The organism is Eisenbergiella porci, assembly GCF_009696275.1.
In the GTDB taxonomy this organism is placed as follows: domain Bacteria; phylum Bacillota; class Clostridia; order Lachnospirales; family Lachnospiraceae; genus Eisenbergiella; species Eisenbergiella porci.
The window spans coordinates 38,418-47,055 of the sequence record NZ_VUMI01000044.1; the positions used below are offsets into that span (position 1 = coordinate 38,418).

Genomic DNA, 8,638 nt, shown 5'->3' on the forward strand with positions numbered 1-8,638 from the left:
GGGACGCAGATTTGAAACAGGAGGAATAAGAAATGGTAAAAGCAGTGGTAGGCGCTAACTGGGGCGACGAAGGAAAAGGTAAAATCACGGATATGCTGGCCAGGGAAGCAGACATTATCATCCGCTTCCAGGGCGGTGCGAACGCAGGACACACTATTGTTAATGACTATGGCAAATTTGCGCTTCACACCCTTCCGTCCGGTGTTTTCTACAGACATACGACGAGCATTATCGGAAACGGCGTTGCGTTGAACATTCCGGTATTTATCAATGAAATACATTCCATTACGGACAGAAACGTACCCATGCCGAATATCCTTGTTTCCGACAGGGCGCAGATTGTAATGCCTTACCATATTCTTTTTGATCAATATGAGGAAGAAAGGCTGGGCGGAAAATCCTTCGGCTCAACCAAGTCGGGCATTGCCCCTTTTTATTCCGACAAATATGCGAAAATCGGCTTCCAGGTATGCGAGCTGTTTGATGAGGAAGGCCTGAAAGCAAAACTGGCCAGTGTATGCGAAACGAAAAATGTGCTTCTGGAACATCTTTACCACAAGCCTCTGCTGGATGTGGAGGAGCTGTATGCAACCCTGCAGGAATACAGGGACATGATCGCTCCCTTCGTATGCGATACCTCCGCTTATCTGGACAAAGCCATTAAAGAAGGGAAAAATATCCTCTTGGAGGGACAGCTGGGAACGCTGAAGGATCCTGATCACGGAATTTACCCCATGGTAACCTCATCCTCCACACTGGCCGCCTACGGCGCCATCGGCGCAGGTATTCCGCCCTATGAAATCAGGCAGGTGGTTACCGTATGCAAGGCTTATTCCTCCGCAGTGGGCGCCGGCGCGTTTGTATCCGAAATTTTCGGGGAGGAAGCGGAGGAACTCAGACGCAGGGGCGGCGACGGCGGAGAATACGGCGCCACCACAGGACGTCCCCGCCGGATGGGCTGGTTTGACTGTGTGGCCTCCAGATATGGCTGCCGTCTCCAGGGAACTACGGACGTGGCCTTTACCGTTCTTGACGTGCTGGGCTATCTGGATGAGATTCCGGTGTGCACAGGATATGAGGTGGACGGCACGGTGACGGAGGACTTCCCGGTTACCTGGAAGCTGGAAAAAGCAAAGCCCGTCCTGGAAACGCTGCCCGGCTGGAAATGCGATATCCGGGGCATCAGAAAATATGGGGATCTGCCTGAAAACTGCAGAAAATATATTGAGTTCGTGGAAGCGCATATCGGCTATCCCATTACTATGGTGAGCAACGGCCCCGGCAGAGAGGATATTATTTACAGACAGAGCGCTCTTTGCAGATAAAAGGAAAAACGGATGCTGCAGAAGCTGGAGTAATACAAGGTGTTTTATCATGAAACCAGCCGCGCGCAGGCTGCTGGATTTGTTACGCAGGGAAGATAAGGCAGAGAGGGACGCGAATGATTCGTACGGTTATTTTTGACATAGGCAATGTGCTGACGGTTTTCGGCTGGAAAAATTTTATCCACAGCTTCGGTTTCCCGCCGGAAACGGAGGAAAGGGTGGGAAAGGCAACGGTGGACAATCCGTTCTGGCATGAGTTTGACAGGGGTTTTTTAAGCGATGACGAAATGCTGGCCGGGTTCATAAACAATGATCCTACCGTGGAAAAGGAGATACGCCAGATTTTTGTCAGCCTTCACGGCATTGTAACAAGGGCTGATTATGCGATCCCCTGGATTCAGAAGCTGAAAAGCGCAGGGTATCAGGTGCTTGTCCTCTCCAATTTTTCCGATAAGGTGAAACGGGACAACGAGGATGCCATGGATTTCCTGGAATATGTGGACGGCGGCATCCTTTCCTACCGGGACGGAGTTATCAAGCCTGATCCGGCGATTTACAGGCTTCTGCTTGGCAGGTATGGCCTGAAAGCGGAAGAGTGTGTGTTCCTGGATGATATACAGTCCAATCTGGATACGGCAGCCGGACTGGGCATACATACCATCCTTTTCCGGAACCTGAAGCAGGCGCAGGAGGAACTTTTGCAGCTGGGTGTAGACAGCATATACTGATTTGCGGTAAAATAGATTCGTCAGGAGATTTACAGGTATCAGGAAAAAGCAGTAATAACGGGCGGAGCGGAAAGGCTCTGCCCGAAAACAAAAAGGAAAGCCAGGCGGTATGGGATAGCGGCCTGGCTTTCTTTTTTAAGTATTTATTTTCCGTTGGAATTATCCTGACCCTGCCTGCGTTCCTTAATCTTGCCGAACAGCCAGATATATATCCACAAAAGGATGGGAAGCCCGACCGTTGCCACCAGGCAGGCCTGGAACAGGCGGTCGGCGCCCGGGAAGTTCAGGCATGCAACCACCAGCGTTGCCAGATAAAGCAGGAGCAGCAGACCCACGCATACAAGGGCCGCAATCTGCTTTGGTGTTTTCTTCTTTTTATCCATTTCCATTTATCTCCTTAATCATCTGCGTCAATGGCTTTTTAATCATCTACATCGAATGCTTCCAGCTTGCTTTTTTTCGGAATCGGCTTGCTGTCGCCATGTTTTACAAAAAGCATGGTGAAGAAGGCTGCCGTAACGAAAAGCGCGGCATAAGGGAACAAAGTATGATAGCCTACATGCTGAAGCAGGAATCCGGAAAGAATAGGGGTGACGATCTGCGCCGCCATGGAAAAGGTATAGTAAAATCCGGTGAATTTACCGATATCGCTGCCCTTGCTCATTTCTACCACCATCGGATAGGAATTGACATTGATGGCCGCCCAGGCCACGCCCACCAGGGCGAACAGGCCGTTAATCCATACATGGTATTCCTTTACGGTCGCACCCAGGGCAAACATGGAGGCAAGCAGCACTATACCGCCCAGAATCGTTTTTTTACGCCCTATGCGGGAAGCAATGGCTCCCACAGGGATATAGGAGCAGATGGCTGCAATTGTGGCAACCAGCAGGCAGTTGGCAAAGCCGCCGCCCTGGATTCCCCAGTAAATCTGCGCATATTTGGAAAAAGCGGTAGTTACCGCATTGTAGCCCATGAACCAGAAGGAAACGGAAATCAGGATGAGTATCAGGCTCCTTTTTACTTCAGGAGGCATGGGGGCATTGGCGGTTTGCGTTTCTTCCACCGTACCCTCTGCAATATCCAGATCACGGTCGATTTTCTCACGTTCCTCACGCAGTGGATTTTCCTTTATTTTCCACAAGAGGAGCAGCACCGCGGCAACCATTACCAGCGCAACGATCAGGAAAATGGGGAGGTAATTGGGCTTGCCGGTTTTCGGTACCAGCGTGGAAATCAGGATCAGGGAAATCACGCCGCCAACCGCGCCCATCAGGTTGATGATGGCATTTGCCTTGGAGCGCAGCGGCTTGGGCGTAACGTCGGGCATCAGGGAAACGGCAGGGGAACGGTAGCTGCCCATGGCAATCAGCGTAACGCACAATGCCGCAACAAAAAGGGCCAGGGAACCGATATTATCCGCAAAGGGCAGGAAAAGCATGGCAATTACCGCCGCCGCAGTACCGCAGAGGATAAAGGGCGTACGTCTGCCCAGCTTCGTATGTACCTTATCGGACAGGCTTCCGAAAAACGGAAGCATAAAAAGAGCCAGGACATTGTCAATCGCCATAATTCCGCCGGAAATGGTGTCGCTGATGTGGAAGGTGTTTTTCAGAATCAGCGGGATGATGCTGTCATAGAGCTGCCAGAAGGCGCTGATCGACAGAAAGGCCAGACCGACCAGAAGGGTCCGTTTTGTGTTAAGCTTCATAGGTGATACCTCACTTTGCAAGTTTGCGGTCCCTGTGTGTGGGACGCTCTACTCCTATGATATATCAATACAACAAAAAGAGCAATGTTTTCGTGTGGAGGGCCAGGGCCTTTTGTGATGGATTTCAGCATTCCTGGATCGCTTTCTTATGGTCAGCGCGAAGCGCTGGCCTGCGCAGTAAATGCGCAGTCCTGTTTGAACTGTTACAAATTGTTCTTTGATGTCTGGCTTTTGTATGTGTTGCACTTGCGATACTTTGGTTTTATTATAAAATATGAAGAAGTGGTATGCGGTAAGCGGGAGTGGAATAGAAGTGGGGGAAAGGTATATGGTAAAGAACAAAGTGTAATATTGAGGGATAGGGAAGTGGAAAAGAATTTTTGGGGAGGTATTCTATGGAGTTAAGAACAGATGATAATAAGGGAAGACTGTGTGAATTTTTGCGGCGGAAAAGCAAAGTCCCCCCTACAGCACTGCTGCTGCAGGAGGAACTTTGAACTAGGGGAGGAATCCTCCCCGCAATGGGAGGATAAGTAATTATTTATCTTGCGTAATCATAAACCGGCGGCAGAGCCGCCTGGTTTATGAATCATCAAAGGAGGGGGTTCCGATGATATTAACAGTATGTCCCCGCATTGAAATAATATACACAGAAAATAAAAAAATAATTTCGTATAATTACAAGATTTATACCGATATAAAACAGAAATGACAATTAGTATATGGATTATACAACTGCTCCGGAAGCTGCGATAAAATGGGGTATTTCAGAACGACGCGTACAGAAGCTCTGCGAGGATAACAGAATACCGGTTATTGAGCGTATCAGCCATATATGCCTGATACCAAAAGACGCGGAAAGACCCGCTGACGGGCGATGAAATGGATCTTTCAGAGGAAAGGAGTAAATTTGTATGGCTACTATTTTGATTGCAGAAGATGAAAAAAATATGCAGGATATTATTGTGGAGTACATGAAGCGTGGCGGCCATTCCTGCATTACGGCAGACGACGGCATTGACGCTGTTACGATTTTGAAAAACAATCCCGTGGATGTGGCGATTTTAGATATTATGATGCCGCACCTGGACGGCTTTTCTGTCTGTAAGATAGCGAGAGAAATGTATAATTTCCCTATCATTTTTCTTACGGCAAAAGAGGGGGAGGATGACAAGTTAAAGGGCTATGATTACGGCGCCGATGATTATATGACAAAGCCGTTTAGCCCCAAGGTGCTGTTAGCAAAGGTCAATGCCTTACTACGCCGTTCCTCGTCTGAAAATACCCAGGAAACCTTAACTGTCGGCGATCTGACTTTAGCAACGGCTTCACACAGCGTTATTGCAGCGGGCGACGATATTGATTTAACCTATAAGGAGTTTGAACTATTGCGTTTTTTCATGCAGAATAAAAATCAAGTGTTTTCCCGCGAACAACTGTTAAACCGTATTTGGGGATATGATTTCGGGGGAAATACCCGGACAGTGGATACACACATCAAGACTCTGCGGCAAAAGCTTGGTGCGCAGGGGCATCATATCGTAACGTTGATACGTTCCGGCTACAAGTTCGAGGTATGATGATGAAAAAGATAAATGCGTGGTTTGGATTGAATACGGTTCGGAAAAAAGTGCTGCTGCTTTCAAAATTAGTGGGCGGCATTATCGTCTTTTTTTATGTTTTCACATCGGAATTACCAACCAATCGAAGAATAGCCTTTGTTATTTGGTTTGGGCTATTGGTGGCGGTTATCGTCGGCGTGGACGCTATGCTGGGGCGTTTTATTTCAAAGCCGATCGATGAAATCAACCGCACGGCGAGGCAAATGGCAAAGTTAGATTTTTCAGCGCATTGCAATATTCACGCGGAGGATGAATTTGGAGAGCTTTCACAAAACCTGAATACAATGTTTTCTAATCTGGGGGTAGCTCTTGAAAAACTGGAAGCGGCCAATAAGCAGCTTGAAAAAGAAGCAACGAAGCAGCATTTACTATTGACGCAGAGAAAAGAATTGGTTGACAGCTTATCCCATGAAATGAAAACGCCGCTTGGCGTTATCCGCGCATATGTTGAGGGGCTGAAAGAGGAAACCGATGAACAGAAAAAACAGCATTACATGGATGTTATCTTATCTGCAACAGACCGCATGAATACTATGATTGTTTCCCTGCTTGATTTGTCTGCATTGGAAGCGGGGGCCGCAAAGCTGTCAGAGGAACGCTTTGACTTTATAGAGCTGGCCGAAACTGTCGCCGGACGTTTACTGATAGACACACCAAATGCAAATTACCGTTTTACTTATGAACTGCCGGACGAAAAAGCCTTTATTTATGCCGATAAGTACCGCATGGAGCAAGTCCTTAATAACTTAATACAAAACGCAAAAAACCATGTTTGTGATAGCGGTGAAATTCATTTATCTGTTATCCGGAGGGAAAGTAAATTGCGGTTTTCAATCTTCAATCAAGGGGAACAGATACCGCCGCAGGATATTCCAATGATTTGGGAGAAATTTTACCGCGGAAAGTCCTCACAAAATAACACCTTTAACAGCTCCGGCCTTGGCCTTTCTATCGTCGCTCAAATCCTGTCCATGTGTGAAACGGACTATGGTGTTGATAACAAACCAAACGGTGTTGAATTTTATTTTGATTTCTCCCTAATTGCATAAAACCGAAACGAGGAAACGCCTTGCTCTTAAATGAAGCAGGGCATTTTTATTTCACACCGATTTCACAGCCGCCACACTTCGATTTCACCGCATTTTCATAGACTGACCTTATTAAAACAGATAGGAGGAAAAGGATATGTTTTTAGGATTGGAATGGTATTGGTGGCTGATTATTATCTTGCTGGCGGCAATCTCTCTTCCATTCAAAGTTAAATTTATGAATTGGTGGAGCAAACGCCAGAAAGAACAAAAAGATAAACAAAAAGATAAATGGGGTGATGAAGAATGATTGAGGTTGAAAATTTAACTTTCTCATACCAGAAACAAAAACAAACCCTGCATGGGTTGACCTTTTCCGTAGCTGACGGTGAGATATTCGGATTTTTAGGCCCGAATGGTTCCGGAAAGTCTACCACACAGAAAATTTTGACGGGCATTCTACAAGGATATGGGGGAAATGTCCGCCTTTTCGGTAAGACTTTGGGGGATCAGCAAAAGAACTTTCGGGAGAAAATCGGTGTGCTGTTTGAATTTCCATATCTCTACACGAATTTAAGCGTACTCGACAATCTGCACTATTTTGCTTCATTTTATCCAGCAGACAGCCGGCGCGACATAAATGAACTGTTTGAGCTGTTGGAGTTTAAAAAGGACTTCTTAAAAAAGCCTGTATCTTCCTGCTCCAAAGGAATGCGGCAGCGTGTTAGCATGGCACGGGCGTTACTGAACAATCCGCAGCTTTTGTTTTTAGATGAACCGACAAGCGGACTTGACCCGCAGGGCGCGGTACTGTTCCGGGGAATCATTGAGGAAGAACGAAAAAAAGGCACAACGGTTTTCCTGACTACTCATAACATGATGGATGCGGATTTGCTTTGTGACAGGGTAGCTTTTATCGCTGACGGTGAAATAAAGGCAATCGACAAGCCGAAAAAGTTAAAAGAAGAAAACAGCAATCATCAAGTCGAAATTAATTATGTATATCAGGGAAAGCACGGTACAACAGTCATTGAAATGCCAGAGCTGAAGGCGGGTATTCCGTTCCCGTATGACGAGATCATCAGTATTCACTCCAAAGAACCGACGCTTGAAGATATGTTTATCCAGTACACAGGGAGGGGGTTGACATAATGTGGAGAGGGTTTCTTGTTTTGCTGAAAAAGGACTTTAAACTGATGTTATCAGGCAGGTTTTTCCTGCTTGCGCTTGGCTCCCTCATTCTATATTCGTGTTACATTAATTTTGTCTATATAAACTTGGATCAGAACATATATCCGGTGTATCTCTATGATCCGCTCCATACGCAAAGTACAGCGTCCGCTGAAATAACAGAAGTTGACAGTATAGAGAAATTGCAGGCAGAAAGCAGGGACGGCTATGCCGTCGGCATTGACGCTTCAAATGGAACGCCGGAAATTATTATGGTTTCATCTGGCATAGACAGTACGGACAGATACCGTGCCGCATATGCAAACTTTTTGTTGTCCCCCAAATTGCATACTGCGGCAGAGATAATAGGACAGGATAATAAGGAAATGAAAAACCGCAGGGAAATCACTTGTGAATTTCTGTTTTTTGAATTAACGGCGGTCGGCTTCTTAGGACTTGCTTCCCTGCTGTTCAAAGAAAAACAAATGGGGCTTATTCGCGTCCACGGGGTGCTGCCTGTGAGTAAAACGGCGTTTATCGTCTCGAAGTTAGGTCTGTTTCTGCTGTCCGACCTTGTATTTGCAACACTTTTGACCGTCATAAATTTAGGCATTCCGGTGGGGCTGTCCGTGTTGCCGCACGTTTTACTACAAACGGGTATTTTGTCCATGTTTATGGCATTGGCAGGGTTTTTTTGCGCGATGCTGCTGCCCGGTTTCAGGCAATTTTCTTTACTGTATCTTGTTTTGGCGGTTTTCATTACAACTCCCGTATTTCTTGCGGGACAGACGGGGATTGCCTGGGATTGGATAAAGTATCACCCCGTGTATCCTCTGTTTATGGCAATGAAAAATGCGTATTGGGGTGTATCGGCTGCAAATGGCATTTATTATACAATTTGCGGACTGACAATGATAGCGTTATTCCTGCAGCGCCGAAAGGCGCTGGCAGGTTGTAAATAATCCTCTCGATACTTTTATACTTAAATATTTATTTTCCACATCGCTACGCCCTTTTCATGTTTTTATCCACACCCTTTAGGCATTCGTAGCCT

General features: G+C 46.6%; 10 protein-coding genes. 8 read left to right on the top strand and 2 right to left on the bottom strand.

What is annotated here, in order from left to right; all coding sequences use genetic code 11:
* The first annotated feature begins 32 nt into the window (after nt 1–32).
* Complete coding sequence (locus FYJ45_RS21340) at nt 33–1,325, top strand: adenylosuccinate synthase (protein WP_154467145.1); 1,293 nt, start codon at nt 33–35, stop codon at nt 1,323–1,325.
* 116 nt (nt 1,326–1,441) lie between these two features.
* Nucleotides 1,442–2,053: an HAD family hydrolase gene (locus FYJ45_RS21345; RefSeq protein WP_154467146.1), complete on the top strand. Its 612-nt coding sequence runs from the start codon at nt 1,442–1,444 to the stop codon at nt 2,051–2,053.
* Nucleotides 2,054–2,196: 143 nt separating this feature from the next.
* Here FYJ45_RS21345 and FYJ45_RS21350 read toward each other — a convergent pair whose 3' ends face one another.
* Nucleotides 2,197–2,436, bottom strand: coding sequence for a hypothetical protein (locus tag FYJ45_RS21350; RefSeq protein WP_025491270.1), 240 nt, complete (start codon nt 2,434–2,436; stop codon nt 2,197–2,199).
* Nucleotides 2,437–2,474: 38 nt separating this feature from the next.
* Nucleotides 2,475–3,764 (bottom strand): MFS transporter, encoded by a 1,290-nt coding sequence (locus tag FYJ45_RS21355; protein ID WP_154467147.1) that lies wholly within the window; start codon nt 3,762–3,764, stop codon nt 2,475–2,477.
* Between the two features lie 114 nt (nt 3,765–3,878).
* On the opposite strand from FYJ45_RS21355, the gene FYJ45_RS21360 reads away from it, so the two are divergent.
* The 6 genes from FYJ45_RS21360 to FYJ45_RS21380 all read left to right on the top strand — a co-directional run bounded on the left by FYJ45_RS21360 (nt 3,879) and on the right by FYJ45_RS21380 (nt 8,546).
* A complete protein-coding gene (locus tag FYJ45_RS21360; protein ID WP_154467148.1) occupies nt 3,879–4,169 on the top strand; it encodes a hypothetical protein in 291 nt (96 codons plus the stop codon).
* Nucleotides 4,170–4,678: 509 nt separating this feature from the next.
* Nucleotides 4,679–5,344, top strand: coding sequence for a response regulator transcription factor (locus FYJ45_RS21365; protein WP_154467149.1), 666 nt, complete (start codon nt 4,679–4,681; stop codon nt 5,342–5,344).
* On the top strand, nt 5,341–6,435 hold the full coding sequence (locus tag FYJ45_RS21370) for a HAMP domain-containing sensor histidine kinase (protein WP_154467150.1): 1,095 nt from the start codon (nt 5,341–5,343) through the stop codon (nt 6,433–6,435). Before FYJ45_RS21365 ends, FYJ45_RS21370 begins: the two co-directional genes overlap by 4 nt.
* Nucleotides 6,436–6,571: 136 nt before the next feature.
* Nucleotides 6,572–6,724 carry a hypothetical protein gene (locus tag FYJ45_RS29775; protein WP_195841927.1) on the top strand — a complete coding sequence of 51 codons (153 nt, stop codon included), beginning with the start codon at nt 6,572–6,574 and terminating at the stop codon, nt 6,722–6,724.
* On the top strand, nt 6,721–7,566 hold the full coding sequence (locus tag FYJ45_RS21375; protein ID WP_154467151.1) for an ABC transporter ATP-binding protein: 846 nt from the start codon (nt 6,721–6,723) through the stop codon (nt 7,564–7,566). The genes FYJ45_RS29775 and FYJ45_RS21375 overlap by 4 nt, the downstream gene beginning before the upstream one ends.
* A gap of 20 nt (nt 7,567–7,586) precedes the next feature.
* Nucleotides 7,587–8,546: an ABC transporter permease gene (locus FYJ45_RS21380; RefSeq protein ID WP_321170282.1), complete on the top strand. Its 960-nt coding sequence runs from the start codon at nt 7,587–7,589 to the stop codon at nt 8,544–8,546.
* Nucleotides 8,547–8,638: the final 92 nt, after the last annotated feature.